Here is an 18,717-nt window from a genome sequence, read left to right as displayed (position 1 = left end):
ATTACAAGAGAAACACTTATAAATAGTATATATGTATTTATCATTTAAATATAATAGCCGATTCTAAATAAGAATCGGCTATTAATATGTAAAATCCGCCTAATATATCAAGGTTGAGAAACAGATATAAGATGTTTAGGCGATGTGTTTATTTCCTCTGCTAATGCTTTTATGTTCATCATGATTTGAAGTATTTCTTCTTTTGTTGTTCTTGGGTTAATAGAGCAAAGTCGAATTACTACTTTTTCTTTTAATTTAGTCGTACTTAGCATAGCAAATCCTCTTTGATTAATTTCTTCCACCAATTTTTTGTTTATTTCATGAATTGTATCTGTAGATGTTAGCTCACATGGAATATAACGAAAAGTAACAATTCCTAATTGGGCAGGTGTTACTACTTCCCAATCTTTTTCTTTCCTTAAAAACTCTTCAACTTGTTCAGCTAGCATAATGCCATGATCAATTGCCTCACGAAAAGCTGTAACTCCGAATGCTTTAAAAGAAAGCCATACCTTTAATGCTCTAAATCTACGAGAAAGTTCAATTCCACGCTCCCCAAAATTCACTTTTTCTTCTATATTAGTTTCTGTATCCTTAATATACTCTGGGATCATACGGAATGTTTCACTTAAATATTGGCTATTTCGAATAAGTACACAACCAACATCATAAGGCTGAAAAAGCCATTTATGCGGGTCTAACGTTAAAGAATCGGCACGATGAATTCCACTTAATAACTCCCTTCCTTTTTCACTGAGAATTGCTGCAGCCCCATAAGCCCCATCCACGTGTAGCCATATATCTTCATCACCACATACATCAGCCAATTCATCGAGGGAGTCCACCGCTCCGCAATTCGTTGTCCCTGCATTAGCAATAACACAGAATGGTTTTTTCCCTTTTAATCGATCTTCTTTTATTTGTTTTCTTAAAGTACTAACTAAAATTTTTAAGTCTTCATCTGTCTCAATTCGGCAAATTTGATGCTGTTTAAAACCTAATACTTTAAGTGCTCGATCTACAGAAAAATGAGTTTGGTTAGAAAAATAAACAATCGCATTTTCTATGTCATTATTCAGCTTGACCTGTCTCGCTACAGTAAGTGCAGTCAAATTAGCCATGGAACCACCACTGACAAATAGTCCTTCAGCTGAATCAGGGAATCCTAGCATTGATTTTAACCAGTTAATTGTCGTTAATTCAATTTGTTCGGCACCTGCACCTACTATCCAAGCTGTAGGAAATACATTAAACCCACTTGCTAAAAAATCTGCTAATACACCAACATAATTATTAGGACCTGGCACAAAAGCCATAAAATGAGGATGATCCACATGAGTAATTTGATTAAACACATTGTTATTAAGAAAATGAAGTAATTCTTTTGGATTAGATCCGTTTTCCGGAATCGTTTCAATTAGCTTGTCTCTAAAAATATTACTATCAATCGTTTCTGAAACTGGTTTACTTTTTAAATGATTCATATGATCAACAATCAAGTCAACCGCTTGATATCCTAACTGACGCATTTCTTCGGCTGATAACTCTAATTTTTTTGTCATTTGATTTACTCCTATTCTATTTAAAAAGGCGAGTTCTTGCTCGCCTTTTCATTTTTTATAATTTGTAATCACAAATTGTTTGTATTGGATTTTGAAGAATCGTGTTGATTAACCCATGGATGTGATTTAATATTTCCTGTATTTTCTCTGCTTCATATACCGTTTGATCATATCCAAACTTTATTGTAAGTCTTTCTTCAGGGAAGCACATAATTCCATACTTTACATGTGGCTCATCAACAACTTCGTAATCCGTGATAGCAAAATGTCTGTTTTCATTTGAAGAAAAGATTGCTGGATTAGTTGGATAGTTTTCAAAAACCCAAAGATGGTCAGTCAACTCAGTTTTTAATTCACTTTGCTTTTGTATATCAACAAATGAATAGTATGCATACTCATTACATTTCAATGTCTCTAGTTGTACCTTTTGCAGGAAGTCCACAAAAGATTGCGTTTCTGTCCATGCTAATCGGATAGGCAAAACATTTGTGAACAGACCGAACATATTTTCAATTCCTTCTACTTCGGGAGGTCTGACTGATACTAGATTAGGCAATACTACTTCTCTCGTTCCGTTAAATTTGCCAAGTAATATTCCCCATACAGCTAGTAGTGCTGTATTCATAGTTATATTGTTTTTAGTTACAAATGTCTGTAACTGATTAGTCAAATCCTTTTCTAATGTTAAATCCATAAAAGTGAAGTTTAACCCTTCACTTTTAGATGGAACTTTCTTTTTAGGAATACTAATTTTCTGATTGTATCCTGATAAATAATCCTGCCAAAAATGACGTGCTTTCTCATGATCTTGTGCCAAAGTCCAGTCTATGAATGTTTCAAAAGGTTTTACCATAGGTAACTCCGCCGTAGTTCCCGCATTTGTAGTTTCGTAGAGCTGGAATAATTCGTCTATCAAAATGCTGACGCTCCAACCATCACATAATAGATGATGGGAACTCCAAATTACCTTATGCTCGTTATTACCTAGTTGGAATATACAGAGACGGGTCATAAGTTCACCATTTTTAAATCCTTGACTTAAATTTTCATTCATCCACTGATCTAGGAATTCTTGCTGTTCTTGTTTCGTCATCACAATTAAGTTTTTTATTTCTGAATTTATTTGAACATCATATAGAACAGCTTGCCAAGGTTTTGCTTGTTCATCTTGCACAATTATTGTTCTTAAAGAATCATGACGATCAACTAATTGTTGGAAACACTGAATAAAGAGTTTAATATCCAGCTCCCCCTCAAGTGCCCAAATTGTTTGTTCAAAATATGCATTTGTATCAGGTTCATTCGTAGCGTACTCATAAATAACTTCCTGGAAAGGTGCTAACGGATAAATACGTTCTATTTTTATATCCGGCATTTTTTCTTGTATTTTGGTAAGTGTATGTTGATTAAGTTGTTTATCTTTAACATTTAGTAATATAGCTTTATTATCGTTCATTATATTTACATCATTTGTTTGTGAACTTGAAAACTGGTCTAGCTTTTTAACAAATTGAACCATGTCCCTTAATATAGGAAATGAAAATAGATTTTTTGGTTCAAGCTCGAATCCTTGTCGATACAGTCTAACGGACACTTGAATCGCTTTTATCGAATCTCCACCTAAGGCGAAGAAATGATCATTTACTCCAACTTGATCTATTTTGAGTACTTCTTGCCAAATACTAGTTAATATTTTTTCCATTTCAGTTTTTGGGGCAATAAATACTTCATTTTTTTGTTTCTCCGGAGTAGGAAGCGCTTTTCTATCTAATTTCCCGTTTGGAGTCAGGGGTAATTGGTCTAAATAAACAAAATAAGAAGGAATCATATAATCTGGCAAGTGATCTCGCAAATGCTTTCGTAGTTCTGTTGTACTAATATTTTGCTCAGTTACCACATATGCAACTAAAAATTTTATTCCGTTCTCATCTGTTTGATCAATTACGACAGCATGTTCGACTTGTTTATAAGTTAGAAGACAATGAGAGATTTCTTCTAACTCTACTCGATATCCCTGAATTTTCACTTGGTAATCTTGGCGGCCTAAAAATTCAATATATCCCTCAGAATGCATTTTTCCACAATCTCCTGTTTTATATATAAGACCAAAATCAGGATGTGACACAAACGCTTCATTTGTTTTCTTTTCATCATTTAAATATCCTTTAGCAAGGCCCACTCCCCCGATATATAAATCTCCAATTACACCAACAGGGCACATTTTCTTTTCATAGTTCAACACATAATACGTTTGGTTTGCCAAGGGCATCCCGTATGGAATACTATTCCAATGTGATTCCACCTGTTTGACCGGATAATAAATTGACCAAATCGATGCTTCTGTTGCCCCTCCTAGTGAAACTACTTCTGCAATTGGAAAATGTCTTTTTATTTTTTCTGGTAAAGAAAGCGGAATCCAATCTCCACTATGTAAAACTAAACGTAAAGAAGGATATTCAAAATGAGAACCTACTTGATCCAATGCCAAATCCATGATTGCAGGCACTGTATTCCAAATTGTAATCCCTCTACGTTCGACAGTGCGGATTAATTCTTGCATGTCTCTTGGATCACGAATCATTATTAACATTGCACCTGTGCTTAAAGCTCCGAAAATATCGTATACAGATAGGTCAAAACACATGGAAGAGATACCAATAATACGATCATTTTCATTCACCTCATATTTTTGATTTATGTCTTGAATAGTATTTGTAACCGCTTGGTGAGTAATAATTACTCCTTTTGGTTTTCCTGTACTTCCTGAAGTGTATATAATATAGGCAATATCTTCTGGACCAGCAATAGCGGGCATATCTTCTGTTGTATAAAATGACAAATGATTTTCTTCATAAAGACTAGGTTCTAATAAAAGCTTGCATGAGCTATTTTTTAAAATATATGTTTGGCGATCTAAAGGATGATCGGGATCAATCGGAACATAAGCGGCACCTGATTTTAAAATACCTAACATATTAACAATTGTGTCAACTCGCCTTTTTGCTAAAAGACCCACTTTGTCACCTAGACCAATACCTTGCTCTTTTAAGAAGTGGGCAATTTGATTAGAACGTTTATGAAGTTCTGAGTATGTTAACCATTCTTGTTCAAATACCACTGCTACTTCATCGGGTGTACGTTTTACTTGGTCTGTAAATAATTGATACAGAGTAGTTGAAGGTATTTTTTCTGTTGTTTCATTGTATTGCTTAATTAAAGTTTGATCCGATTCTTTCATCTGCAAAGATGTTATATCGCTTTGTTTCACCAATTGTTCCAATAAGTCAACAAATTGGGAAAACATTGCTTCTATTACATCAACATCAAACAACTCTTCAACATAGTTCCAGCTAATTAATAACTCTCCATTTTTTTCAATTACTACATTATCCAAATACACTTGTGGAGTCCGAGCATGAATATAGCGAAGAGAACCAAGTTGTTCCCAAGAAAAAGCACCTGCACCTGCTAACATCGAGGTGAAAACGATTGGCATAACTGCTTTTGGCGTCATTTGATGATATCGAGTAAAATCTCGAATAAAGTTAACTCCATCGTAATGACGATGTTCAAGGCCATCTAATAAAGTAGCTTGCGTTTCTTTTACTCTAGTAAAGAAAGTTTGCTCTGGTTTTACATCAACATCCAATAAAATAAGTGATGTGAAATCTCCAACAATCTGTTCTACTTCATCATGAACAGGATAACGGTTAAATACAGTCAAGTTAATTGCTAATCGACGTTGATTACTCCAATATGCCAACACATCACCATATATTGTACAAAGTAGAGCGGAAGGCGTTACCTCTTTCTCTTGTGCTAACTTTCGTAGCTTTGTCCATTTTTTATTATCCAGGATTTTTGTAAGTGATTGGAAGTTAGGAGTAGCAATCTCTGCTGGATCCTTTTTTAACAGCAAAGAAGGTGCAAAAGGAAAGTCAGGAAGCTTACTTGTCCAATAATCTTTTGCTGTTTTATATTCTTCGCTTTGTTCCATTTCATCATAGATAAACATATAATCTTGAAAATCAAAAGATAAAGATTCTAATTTTTGATTTGGTTTATAATAATAATGCAACAAATCCTGTCCAACAATGTTCATGCTTGCTCCGTCCATTAATAAAGCATCGTATCGAAAACATAATAAATACGTGTCTTCTTTTAAAAGAAAAGCTTTCAATTCAAACAAAGGCCATTGCCCCAAAGGGAATACATGGTTAGTCATTCGAGAACGCTCTTCTTGTAAGCGAGCATGTTGATTCCTATCATCTAAATCTATGAGACTCACTATTTCAATCTCGTAATCAGGAACGCTTTGTAATATTTGCTGTTTTCCCTCTGGTAAAATTACAGCTCGCAACATTGGATGACGATGAATTACCTTTTGAAAACTTTTTGAAAGACGATTGATATCCAATGCTGTTTCATATTCAAAATATGTTTGAGGGGAAATACCACTTAATTCAAACTGTGAATTCCGTCCTATCATATACGCTGTCTGAACTTCTGTTAAGGAAAATGGCTTATACAAATCTTTAACATGAGTTGGTCTACTTTCAAGGTTTTTCTCTTTACGCTCTAGCTTTACACAAGAACTCAGTTGAGCAATTGTGGGGTGCTTAAAAAAATCTGTTGTACTTATTTTTAAGCCGTCTTTTCTTAATAAATTAATTACCTGAAGTGCTTTAATAGATTCTCCTTTTAATGCAAAAAAATTATCATGAATACCGATTCCCTCGATCTCCATAACTTTTTCCCATGCACGCACTAATTTTTGTTCAATTTCATTGCGCGGAGCAACGTATGGAATTGATACATAATCCGTTTGTGTTATATCCAACAATCTTTTTCTATCCACTTTTCCATTTGGATTCAATGGAATCTCTTCTACCTGAATCATTTTTTCAGGAATCATAAACTCAGGTAATTTATCACTTAAATATTTTCTGATTTCACCAAAAGACACCTTGTTATCCGATACATAGTAGGAAGCTAATAATTTCCTATTTCCATACACTTGATCAACAACGATAGCCTGGTTTATTTCTGGATATTCCCTTAATTGAGTTTCGATTTCTCTTAATTCAATCCGATACCCCCGAATTTTCACTTGATGATCCATTCGACCTAAATACTCAAGTTCTCCATTAGGCAACCAACGAACGAGATCACCTGTATGATACATCATTTCCCCTGCCGCAAAAGGACTCTGTACAAACTTTTCATCTGTCAGTTTATTTTTACCAAGATACCCTCGTGCTACCGCTACGCCAGCAATGCAGAGTTCACCGGGAATTCCAAATGGTTTTAATTGGCCATACTTATTCAATATATAGGAATGATAATTCGGGTTAGGTTTGCCAATCGTAACTTCTTTGGAAGTGCTCAAGTCTTTTACTGTTGCGCAAATGGTTGTTTCTGTGGGACCATAAATATTTAAAATTGTTGCTTCACTGATACAACGAATTTTTTCAACCAAATCAATGGAAAATGATTCTCCTGCTAATAAAATAGATTTTAAATCTTTTAGAAAAATCGCCCCTTCTGGATCACTCAAAATCACTTCCATTCGCGATGGCGTTGATTCCCATAAATCCACCTTATGTTTTTTGACCAAATGAGCCAATTCTTTTGTTGCAAACTGGTCCTCTGTAGCAATTACTACTTTTGAACCTTGCGTTAAAGGAAGACATATTTCTAACAAGGAAATATCAAAAGATACACTAGCAAGAAACAAGAATGATTGATTAGCCTTTACTTTTTCTCTCATTACATTTAAAAAATGAACTAGCGATTTTTGTTCGATCATTACCCCTTTTGGATTTCCTGTCGATCCTGATGTGTAAATAACATAAGCCAAATCATTAGGATTATGTTCTCGTACTAAATTACTTTCTTCACCTTGGAAAAGATATTCTTTATCAAGATACAGTACTTCACCCGCAAATTGCGGCAATACTTCCTCTGTTCGCTTACTAAGTAAATATTTTGCTTGACTATCTTGTAACATATATTCAATTCGTTCAGTTGGGTAGTTAGGGTCGATTGGTAAATACGCTGCTCCTGCTTTTAAAATCCCCATCATACCAATAATCATTTCTAATGACCGATCTACCATAACGCCAATAATACTTTCTTTTGAAACACCTTTACTTTGAAGAATAGAAGCCAATTGATTCGCTTTCTTATTCAATTCTCTATATGTCAAAGATTGTTCATTACAAACAACAGCAATTTGATCTGGAGTTTTTAATACTTGCGCTTCAAACAAATCTTGAAATGATTGAAACAAGTCTATACCCGTTTGAAAAGTATTCAATCCTTCTAACAACTCTTTTTCTTCTTCTGCAATAATACAAATATCTTTCAATGCCAAATTCGGATTTTGTGAAACTTGCTTTAAAACATAACAATACGAATTGGCAAACTGTTGCAAAGAAGAGAATGAACGGGACTTGCAAGAAATTTGAAATTCAAATTCATTATGTATTTCATTCCATTTTCTTCGTATCCATAGGGCTAAATTATTCTCTGCGTATTCTTCTAGCGAATTTTCATTATGTAATCCTTCCATCCCGATTACAATTTGAAAAGGAGTTAAATTGTGTTTAACTAATAATTCAGAGAGCGGATACTCCTGATTTTCATACCCGAATAAAGTCGTTTGTTCAATCTCATTTACTAATTGTTTAAAGGTGTGATGCGGCTGGATTTCACTTCCTAAAGGAATCAACTTATTAAGATTCTCACTTTGTTCAAGATTCTTTTCAATTATAGGAATACCAATAGTAATTCTTTCTTGATCTGTATAATGTGCCAAACAAACCCTTAAAGCGGCTTGAAACCAGCTAAATAATAATAAATCTTGAGACTTACTTATTTTTTGTATACTTTTACTAAATTCTACATTCACTATGACTTGAACGTACTCACAAGGTGTTTCTTTATTTAGTTGGTAATCGCTATTAAATTTAAATACAGAAAAATCGAGAATCTCGGAAGATAATTGCTCCTTCCAAAACGCTTCTACTTCTTTATTTTCATGAATCGAACTTCGATCTTTAATGTGCATTTTTATCTTTATCCCCCTAATATTCATTTCTTCTACTCGTTAATTTTTAAGCCAACTTCAAGCCCATGGAGAAACACTTGATGATTATCCAAACATAAAAATTGCTGAATATCTTCAAATTTCATATGACCAACTGAACAAACCCCTAAATTTAATGTCTCAGCAACCATATTTAAGGTAGCAGTGATAATGCCTGACTCAATACAAGCAAATAAATATCCATCTGAACCGTATTTCGGGATGGAAGCGTTCGCATTATAAACCAAATAAACTGAGAAGGCAGATTGAGTAAATAAATCCTGATTAATTAACTCATGATCACTTTTGATTACTTGATCAATGTTGTTTACAATCACAAGACTATTTTTTGATGGGTTATAATAATAAAATCCAGCTTTCATACCCTCTATACGTTTTGGTTTTACATAAACAAAGATATCAATGGGATAGAGCCCGCCTGCACTTGCGTAATGATAGTATATTTTTTCTTCCCTAACCTGTTTTAGAGTTGATAAGAATCGGGAAAATTCCGAAAAATTAATATGTTTTTCCATATCAAATTGACGACAAGATCTACGTTCCTTGATTATAGTAGGTAGCTCATTTGTTGTTTCAAGTTGAATTTCGGTCGACCGTGCAGCAACGTGCGTGCGATTTAATTGTTCACTCATATATTTATCTAACTTTTCTTTAGAAAAGCGAATCTGGTTGCTATATGGATTTGAAAAAATCTTTTCTTGTGAAGAAAATACTTCTCTTGGGTGTAATATGTTACTTACTAACACACGATTTTTTATCATGAGCTCTATGTTTTTTTGTGTCTCTTCTACATTTCCTAACGAAAAGCGCTCTACTAGTTCACTAATTTTCACACCTTTTTGAGCCATAAAATAAAAATCTGGAAACCACTCAGACAGAATACCTGTAAATCTCATTTCCCCTATCAAAACTTCATTATGCAACTTCTCCCAATGCTTAATCGGAGACCAGTAATAAATTTTCTCGCTCATATAACCCTCCATAAACGTTTAACTTATTTTTGAAATGCAATTTTCTAATTTACAAAAATTTTTTCGGATTCTGCTCCTTGTCTCATATTGATTATAAATACATGCACTTTAACGAAACTTGAAAATAATGAAATAACTTTTTCTTCATTAAAATTTTTTATTTCATCATAAAAAATGATTTCTTTTTGGATATTTCACATCCTTTCCCATAGTAATCCTATAAGGTATAAACCATTTATAACATTGAGAATATTCATGTATTTCCAATGTGAAATTATTGTAATGGATTGGAGAGCGGTTGAATATAGTTATTAAATCAAATAATGTTGAGAAAGTTTTATTTATTATATTGATAAAATTTTATGATGTAATTTATTACAAATAGATTAAGAAAAGAGTTTTAAATTTTTCTTAATCAGTTAGTGTGAAAATATCACATACTATTACATACAATCGAGTTACTTACATTTCATATTCAAAATAGAGAAAAGACACCTTGAATGGTGTCTTTTCTCTATTTTAATTCCATATACTTTTTACGCCTTTGTTATTTTTAAACGATTTGTAGGAATTAATACAACTTGAACATCTAGTTCGTTATATGTTCGAATATACAATAAACATTATATGAATTACGAATGTATTTCAGGTAATTTTATAAATAAACTCAAAGATATCTTCTCCTCCTACTGTCACAAAAGAAATAAGCTATTGCTTATTTCTTTTATTAAATTGTAATATAATTACAGTATGTGAAATTATATTACATTAACTTTAAAAACGAAGTGAGAATAATCTTCACTTCGCTTTTTTTATTTGCAATCCTTGTTAAATTTGCTCAATGCAGTATTTATTTCCACATTCTTCGCTTTTATTTAATCGGTTTCTCTGTTTTTAAGACAAATGAACTTAATGCAGGAACTTTAATTTTATTGTCATGGACAACATAAAGTGGTTTACTTCCCGCCTGCTTGCTGTCTACTAGTACTTTCCAAGGCCCTTTCGATGGAAGTGTTATTTCAACAGCTTCTCTATTTGCATTGTGAGCCACTGTAAAGTATTCATTTTTATTCCCCTCTATTGTATAAGCTACAGTATTTTTCGGAGCATCAATAAATGATACGTGTGTTTTTATTTGCTCTGCAGATGTCATTCGAAAAGCTGAGTACTTTTTGCGTAATTCTATTAAACCCTTCATATAATTTACTTCATTATTAAACGTTGCACGGCGCAGCCAATCCATCTGGTTAATTGAATCTGGAGATTTGTAACTATTATGATCACCGTATTTCGTCCGCATAAACTCTTGCCCTGCATGTAAAAATGGAATCCCTTGTGATGTTAATAAAATTGAAGAAGACAATTTGTGCATTTGTTTTCGCATTTCTTCACTGTCACCTGGATTAGTTAACTCAAGTTTATCCCATAATGTATGATTGTCATGTGCTTCCACATAAGTTAATACCTGTTCCGGATCTTGATAGGTAGACGAATTTGTATCGTAGTCAATACCTGCCGTAATACCTTTTTTAATACGATCTTCCATGTTTTCCTTTCCATTTATAAAACCATTTTCCTTTTCCTCAAATACACTACCTTTCAACCCATCACGTATATTATCGTTAAAATGAGCAATCCCTTTCATTTTCTCTGCATTTTTTTGATTTGCTTTCAGCTCAGCTGCAAGAGGTGTATTTAAATCCCATCCTTCTCCGTGTAGTATAATAGAAGGGTCAATTTGATTAACAGCTTTACGTATTTCATTCATCGTTTCATAATCATGAATACCCATTAAATCAAAACGGAATCCATCTAAATTGTATTCTTTTGCCCAATATGTGACGGAATCTATCATAAATTTCCTCATCATTTTTCTTTCTGAAGCAGTATCATTTCCTACTCCAGTTCCATTTGCAAATGTTCCATCTTCATTGTAACGATAATAATAACCTGGAACTAACTTATGGAAATTAGATTCAGCAGCGTTATACATATGGTTATATACTACATCCATCACTACTCGAAGATTATTATCATGTAGTGTTTGAACCATTTGCTTCAATTCAGTTATTCGAACAGTTGGCTCATAAGGATTTGTAGAATAGGAGCCTTCTGGAACGTTGAAATTTTTAGGATCATATCCCCAGTTATATTGCGGTTCATTTAAAGTCTCTTCATTTACTGAAGCATAATCAAATATCGGTAAAAACTGAACGTGAGTAACACCAAGGTCCTTTATATGATCAAGTCCTGTTTTTACACCTCCTGGCCCTTTTGTTCCTTTTTCTGTTACACCTAAATACTTCCCTTTCTGTTTAATACCACTTTCAGGTTGAATGGAAAGATCGCGTACATGTAACTCATAAATAATAGCATCTTCCGGATTTTTAAATTTTGGCTTTTTGTTTGCTTTCCATTTTTTCGGATTTGTTTCTTCTAAATTAACGACTGCACCTTTATCCCCATTTACAGAAGCAGCACGCACATATGGATCAACCGCTTCAGTCCACTTATCACCAATTTTGACCTTATACGTATAAAAGAGCCCTTTTTGGTTCCCCTTTAGTTCTGCTGTCCAAGTTCCCTTTTCACCTTGTTGCATGTTTATTTCAGCACCTATTTTATCGTTCCAGTTTTTATATGTAACTAACTTCGCTTCGCTTGCAGTAGGAGCCCATAAACGGAACTTTGTATGTTGCGGAGTATATGTATTTCCTAAATCGTTGCCACCATAATAAAATAAATTATCAAATTCTTCGCTACGAATGACTTTACCAATTTCAGTATTCGTATCAGCTAAGTTTTCAATTTTAACTTTGTATGTTTGTTTTAAATCAATTTTCTGTTCCGTAATTATTTTAACCTTATTAGTAATATCTCCACTGTTTGTATCATAAGGAGTAATATTTTTAATTTTAATGCCTTCAATTTCAATTTTCTTTTCCTTAATATGAAACGGGACATTAGTCGTTACAGTAATTTCATTGAAACTATCAATAGTTGCTTTTTGAATTGAGAGATCCGATGAAGGCTTAGAGTTATATACTTTTTCATCACCCGAAAGAATCCATACTTCAGCACGACCGTCCTTTATATTTTCAATCCAACGATCCCCACCATCTTTTTCCCATTCATTTGTTCGAACTATAAATCCTACACGATTATAGTCACCGTCTATTTTTATCTTAGCGTATTTTCCAAATTCATCTTCACCAGTAAATTCATAAGATGTACCATTTGCATTTTCTCCCCATAACCAAAGATTCCAGTCTTTTGTATTTCCAAGCTTTTCTTTGTAATGAATGATAATTTCAGTTGTTTTCGAATTTGAAACTGCCTTCACACTCTGAAAAGAGAAAACAGATGATAACATAATGATTAAAGTAAGTAATAAAACTGTTTTATTAATTAATCTTTTTGTAATTTGCACCACATACACCCTTTCTTCAAATATTACTAGCGATTTATTATGCTTACACTGAATAACACTGCTTAAATTAATCTAGAAATCTCTTTTAATTCACCTCCATATTGGCTATTTTCACGTATGTATTTCAATGACCTTTTAATACGAAAGCGTTTGCATTAATGCTTAAAAAAATAGATTTGTGTATGCCCTCATATATTTGTAAATGCTAAAAGGTCAGGGAAATCATTTTAAAGCAATCGTTTGTTATCGCTTTCATTTTATAGACTTTCTATCAAGAGGTCAATATATTATTAATTTTCTGTTTTTACACACTTTAAACCTTATTTATCGCAACTTCTTACAGATAACGCACCTAATTATTGCTTAGTCAGTTTATTTCCAACAATACATTACGAAAAAAACAGCTAATATCCTTAAAATGATATTAGCTGTTTTTTCATAATGTATTAATATATGAATGATAACTATATTTCTAAATTACTTAATTTTTGCTGCATCAAATGCTTTTTGAACTGCTTGAACTTCAGCTGTATTCGCACCATATTTATTAGTTGCCACTCGAATACATGCTGATTTCAATTCTTTGAAATTAGAAGTCATGTTTAACTCATCTGTATTTGCATAATAGAAAATATCAAACATTTTATCTTCACCAATTCCTTTAACAGTTACTCCGTTATGAGTTCCACCTTTCGCAATGAGATACGCAACTTTATTAATAATACTTGAATTAAAATGAACACCGCCTTGATCCCATCCATTAAAATCGTTAAATTCACTGTAATCATCTGGATAAGGTACTCCTAGTGAAGATGGAACAGAAGCTGGGTTTTCCATATCACGGAAAACAGATCCTGTTTGTTCTCCCATTGTCCAGTTAAAGTTTCCATTATTTACGTATTTCTCAATAGATGTTCCCATAATATCAGATAATGCCTCATTAATCGCACCGGATTCTCCGTAATATTCAAGATTAGATTCGCTAGAAGTAACAGCATGTGTAAATTCATGTCCAGCTACGTCATATGCTTTAACGATAGGATCGCCATATACAAGCATACTTCCATTATTAGCACTTAATGCATTCTGCCAATTTTTCGGATCATTCGTCTCTTCAGAATCCCAAGCGTGTACAACTGAAACTACTTTTTGTCCTTTATTATCAAAGCTATTACGCTTGTATTTATCTTTATAAAAATCAAATACTTTTGTTGCTAAGTAATGAGCACTTACTGCTTTTGAATCGTTAAATGTTGCCGAAGTACTAGTCGCTAATGTACCAGGATAATAGCTTTCTTCTTTAGTAATATCTCTGTAATTCACATCATATGTTTCAATTCCTTGCCCTCTTGTATAATCAGCAAGAGCATATTTGCCATTACTTTGTTTAGAGATACCAAATGAACGAGAAATACCTAAATCATCTTTTCCTGTTCCAGTTAATGATGTAAGACTGCTTTGTTTACTTTTCTTTAAAGCTCCAACTAGTTTGTCACTGGCTTTTAAGTTAGATTCTTGTACCATATTTTTTAACATATCACCATTTTGTGCATTTATTAAATAAGTACCAGAAACATAGGTTGGTGTTGCAGCTTCAAAGGTAACTTGGTATGCATTTTTAGCTTGTCCATTATTTTCATCAACAAAAATAACCTCTTTAACTTCTGGCTCAGAAATAAACTTGATATCGTTCCCGTACTTCGTATAAATAAATTGCTTTGCTTCATCTTTTGATAGATTAATAGGTTTTTTCAATTCTTCTTGTTTTAAATTTTGCGCGCTATCACCTGAAACACTTTTAATAACACCCTTATTATCTACGTGTGCAGTTAATTGATGGCCATATACTTCTTTTCCTTCGTATGTTTGCTGCATACGCACAAGTGTAGTTCCATCATACGAACCACGTTTTTGAAGGACTTTATAATCTACCCCTGCTTCTCCATTGACTTGTTTTTGGGACAGAGCTTGCTCTGTTTTCTCCTTAAGTGCATCCTTTACTACATTTTCTGGTGCCTTTTGTGACGGCTGTGTAAGTTCACCCGAACGGAACGATTCCTCTTGAATTTGAACTTGTAGTTGATCTGTTTCCTCTGCATGACCTACGCCATATGGTGCCACAGCTGTTAAAGCTAATCCTGTTGTTAATGCTACCTTAGTTAATGTCTTTTTGTTTTTCATTATTTCACCTCGTATAATTTTTGAAATAGAAAGCTTGTACAAAGTATACTGTCTATTCCTGTCGGAAAAAAGAGAAAATACGAAATTTATGTAACATTATGCAAAATTACATAAATTGTGGTCAATATTATAAATAATGAACGGAACACATATGTACATTATTTTGAATAAAAGAGAATCCTTATAGACACTCATCCAATTGGTTAGTTATTAATTATCTATATTCATTCTAATAAAAGTATACTTACATCTAAATAACAACATAAAAACCCACTCTTTACTATTGTAAGAGTGGGTTTCATACTATTAAAATAACAATTACTATAAGAAACCTTATAATTTATATTTTTTTAGTAATCCTATTAAGTTTTTTATAAAATTCACCTTTTGTCTTTGCATGATTAAACTCATTTGGATTAATATTTGCTTTTTGTGCGAGTGCTACAATTTCTTCTTTTGAAATTGAGTCTTTCGTATTTATAGATGCTATATTTGTGTATTTTCCGTCTTCTGTTTTTGGAATTTCTAAAATCCCTTTATTCACAAGATCAACTACAGCCTTATGCTCTGAAGAATGTAAATCTACACCAGTAATTTTCCAATTACGCATAACTTTTGGTGTGTATACACCGTTCTTTACCTCTTTTAAATATGTAATAGCAAGGTTACGAATGGTTCCACCAGTTTCTCCAAATGCATTCTCTTGTTTAGATGACCAAATTTGTTCAAACTTACGCCCCTCTAAAGCTCCCCCTTTTGCCTGAAGAGCCTCCATTCTATATGCATTCATTCCCAGCGTCATAACATCGCTCGTTTTGATTGGTTTGTTTGTACGAATAGAGCGTAAATTTGTAATTCTACTTCCATATGGTTTTGTTAAGTCAATTTCGTATTTTACGCCTCCAAAGAAATCGTTCGTACTGTATTTAGATGCACGGCGGGTTTTATCAAAGCTAACGGTTACATCTCCGGCACGAGATGAGTTAAAATATCCTGCTGCCCATTCCATATAGTCTTTTAAATCTTTTCCAGAAATCTTATATACTGTAATTTCTCCCAAGGCATATTGGTAATTGTACGCAATATCTTTTTTCTTAATAGGACCTATATCCAAACGGGCATAATCATTATCAATTTGATGGGCTACTACATCCGCTTTACTGTAGTAGAGCATGACTTCATGAAAGAAATCTGATAAAGGTGTTTCTTGAATCTGAACACTTGGAATACCTTTTATTTCATTTTCAGGAACAAGATTTCTCCCCTTTAATTGAGCGACTACAACATTTGCATCTCCTCTCGCATATTCGTGAAAAGGTGTTAATGTTTCTTCAAGTGTAGGATCAGATAATATCGTTGTTCCATCAGCATTTTTTACAGGTATAGCGGTAGCAGTTTTATCTTTTAAAACCAATTTCCCATCTTGCTTTGTAAAAGTAAGGTCAATACGTGAAATATGTGTTCCATATTTATCTGGTTCTGTAATAATTACGCCATTTACAACTTCTTTTTTTACAAGTTTATGCATATGAGCCGCAAAAATAGCGCTTAGTTCCGGACAAGCATTTGCAATATCTTGAACACCAGTACCAGGGATACCATTCTCATTTTCTAATCCCATATGCATAACTCCTACCATTACATCTACTTTACCTTCTAATTCCTTAATTGCCTTTTTCGTCTCTTCTACCGGATTTTTCACCACTAAACCATCTAAGTGATCTGTCCCTTTTTCAAAATCACTAATCATTGGTGTATTCATACCAATAATCCCAACTTTAATTCCACCTTTTTCTACAATTGTATATGCAGGAAGAAAGCGCTCTCCATTTTCCTTATAAATATTTCCTGCTAACGTTTTTCCCTTATATTGCTCACTAACTTTTTTCAATGTATCTAATCCAAAATTGAATTCATGATTTCCAAATGCCCAGGCGTCATATCCCATTGTATTCATCGCTACCATCATTGGCGATTGTGGTTTATCGTTGAATAATTCTACTGAGTTTCCTTGAATTGTATCCCCAGCATCTACTAATATGGTATTGGGATTTTCTTGACGGACCTTCTTTATAACCGTATAAAGCTGCGTCAAACTTCCACTCATATTTGCTCCATCAAGCGCATAATCCCAAGGCATAAATCTACCATGAATATCTGCAGTACCTAACAATGTGATATTAACTTCAGATTCCTCAGCCTTAGAGATAGGTGGTTTGACTATTACTGCTGTTCCAAGCAGTAATAGAATTACAAAGTAACATACATAGTTCTTCCATTTCATTTTTTGCATAATAATAATATTTCTCCCCTTTTTGTACTTTCATAAAGTTGCTTGAACTTTAAAAATGTAACTTATTATTCAGGAAACTTCAACTACAAAAGATAATTTTGAAGGTGGTTCTGTTGCAAAATAAAGAGAATAAATTGCATACATCCCCTAACAGAATTGTATTTTATCGTTTCCTGACAGAATACCCCTTCCTTAAGCGTGTGAAGAGTACTTTCAAAATAAGGACATATCATTCATCATCATAAAATCATTATTTCAATTTACTAAAATTCGCATATAAAATATGTTATGATGATTATTTTTTTGAATTTCATTGTCGAAGTATTTCCTTCTCAATGAAAATACTTCCAAAAAAATAACCCCGCTCTTCATTTAAGACGGGGTTACACTTATACAGAAAATCGGATAGTTTTATATTTTCTTAAGCTTATTGGTTACTTTCAACTAATTTCATTCTATTTTTGTTTTCTTCTGAGTCAATATGAATCAACCGTTTTCCCTGTTTATAATACGCATCAATAAATAGGGAATGATTTTTACTTTTCAATTTCACAAAGCAATTTTATCTCTTTTATTTGTGAAATATGACGCTGTTCATGTAAATAAATCAGTTCTATCCACTGATCAAGGGATAATTCTCCAAGAGCTGGATGCATCACTGCTTTTTTCGCTAATATAGACTCATCTTCTATTGTACTCAGGAAACGCATCAATTCTTTTCTTGATTCGTTTAGCATATTGAGCATTTGCTCCACTTCAAATGGTTCTATACTTGGTTCAATCATTTCTGGAGCTATAAACTTTTTCGTTCTATCTAATAAAATAGTGTGAATTTCTTTACGCTCATTTTGGGTACTATCTAACTTTTTTAATCCTGATGAAATAACTGTTATAACTCTCTCATCTAATAAAACTAAATGATGACAAACTTGTGCAATACTCCATTTATCCTTATCTGGTTTCCTATTAAATTGAGCATCACTCAACAAATTAATTTCCTCAACTAATTGATCTCTCGTTTCATAAAACTTGTCATTTACAAATGTATCCATGTGGATTCTCCTTTCATTGCAACCTACATACTTAAATTCCTACGCTAGAAATATTATCTTCAAAAAAAGTTTTTCTTTCACTACTATTCCAATTTCATTTTAAAGCTACAAATGAAA

7 protein-coding genes are annotated in these 18,717 nt (G+C 33.1%); all 7 read right to left on the bottom strand.

Annotated elements, in window-relative coordinates:
• Window positions 1-107: 107 nt before the first annotated feature.
• The gene (locus tag ACTFR8_RS01130; RefSeq protein ID WP_100618885.1) at window positions 108-1,562 is read right to left on the bottom strand and encodes a pyridoxal phosphate-dependent decarboxylase family protein; all 1,455 of its coding nucleotides are present in this window, start codon (window positions 1,560-1,562) and stop codon (window positions 108-110) included.
• A 55-nt stretch (window positions 1,563-1,617) separates the two neighbouring features.
• Window positions 1,618-8,634, bottom strand: a complete 7,017-nt coding sequence (locus ACTFR8_RS01125; RefSeq protein WP_252210016.1) for a non-ribosomal peptide synthetase — start codon at window positions 8,632-8,634, stop codon at window positions 1,618-1,620.
• A 32-nt stretch (window positions 8,635-8,666) separates the two neighbouring features.
• Complete coding sequence (locus tag ACTFR8_RS01120) at window positions 8,667-9,644, bottom strand: SagB/ThcOx family dehydrogenase (protein ID WP_030025811.1); 978 nt, start codon at window positions 9,642-9,644, stop codon at window positions 8,667-8,669.
• Between the two features lie 871 nt (window positions 9,645-10,515).
• Entirely contained in the window at window positions 10,516-13,074 is a 2,559-nt protein-coding gene (gene pulA, locus ACTFR8_RS01115) for a type I pullulanase (RefSeq protein ID WP_098378653.1), read from the bottom strand.
• A gap of 477 nt (window positions 13,075-13,551) precedes the next feature.
• The gene (locus ACTFR8_RS01110; protein ID WP_000791445.1) at window positions 13,552-15,255 is read right to left on the bottom strand and encodes a M4 family metallopeptidase; all 1,704 of its coding nucleotides are present in this window, start codon (window positions 15,253-15,255) and stop codon (window positions 13,552-13,554) included.
• Window positions 15,256-15,595: 340 nt separating this feature from the next.
• On the bottom strand, window positions 15,596-17,548 hold the full coding sequence (locus tag ACTFR8_RS01105; protein WP_001171078.1) for a bifunctional metallophosphatase/5'-nucleotidase: 1,953 nt from the start codon (window positions 17,546-17,548) through the stop codon (window positions 15,596-15,598).
• Window positions 17,549-18,084: 536 nt separating this feature from the next.
• On the bottom strand, window positions 18,085-18,600 hold the full coding sequence (locus ACTFR8_RS01100; RefSeq protein ID WP_000379370.1) for a DinB family protein: 516 nt from the start codon (window positions 18,598-18,600) through the stop codon (window positions 18,085-18,087).
• Window positions 18,601-18,717 lie beyond the last annotated feature (117 nt).

The sequence above is a fragment of the Bacillus cereus group sp. MYBK15-3 genome (assembly GCF_051916765.1).
GTDB classification, from domain to species: Bacteria; Bacillota; Bacilli; order Bacillales; family Bacillaceae_G; genus Bacillus_A; species Bacillus_A cereus.
This window is presented reverse-complemented; position numbering and strand designations above follow the sequence as displayed.

What these genes read in the sequence shown, in the direction of transcription:
- ACTFR8_RS01130 (WP_100618885.1), bottom strand. Translation starts at nt 1,562, where the DNA reads ATGACAAAAAAATTAGAGTTATCAGCCGAAGAAATGCGTCAGTTAGGA.
- ACTFR8_RS01125 (WP_252210016.1), bottom strand. Translation starts at nt 8,634, where the DNA reads ATGCACATTAAAGATCGAAGTTCGATTCATGAAAATAAAGAAGTAGAA.
- ACTFR8_RS01120 (WP_030025811.1), bottom strand. Translation starts at nt 9,644, where the DNA reads ATGAGCGAGAAAATTTATTACTGGTCTCCGATTAAGCATTGGGAGAAG.
- ACTFR8_RS01110 (WP_000791445.1), bottom strand. Translation starts at nt 15,255, where the DNA reads ATGAAAAACAAAAAGACATTAACTAAGGTAGCATTAACAACAGGATTA.
- ACTFR8_RS01105 (WP_001171078.1), bottom strand. Translation starts at nt 17,548, where the DNA reads ATGCAAAAAATGAAATGGAAGAACTATGTATGTTACTTTGTAATTCTA.
- ACTFR8_RS01100 (WP_000379370.1), bottom strand. Translation starts at nt 18,600, where the DNA reads ATGGATACATTTGTAAATGACAAGTTTTATGAAACGAGAGATCAATTA.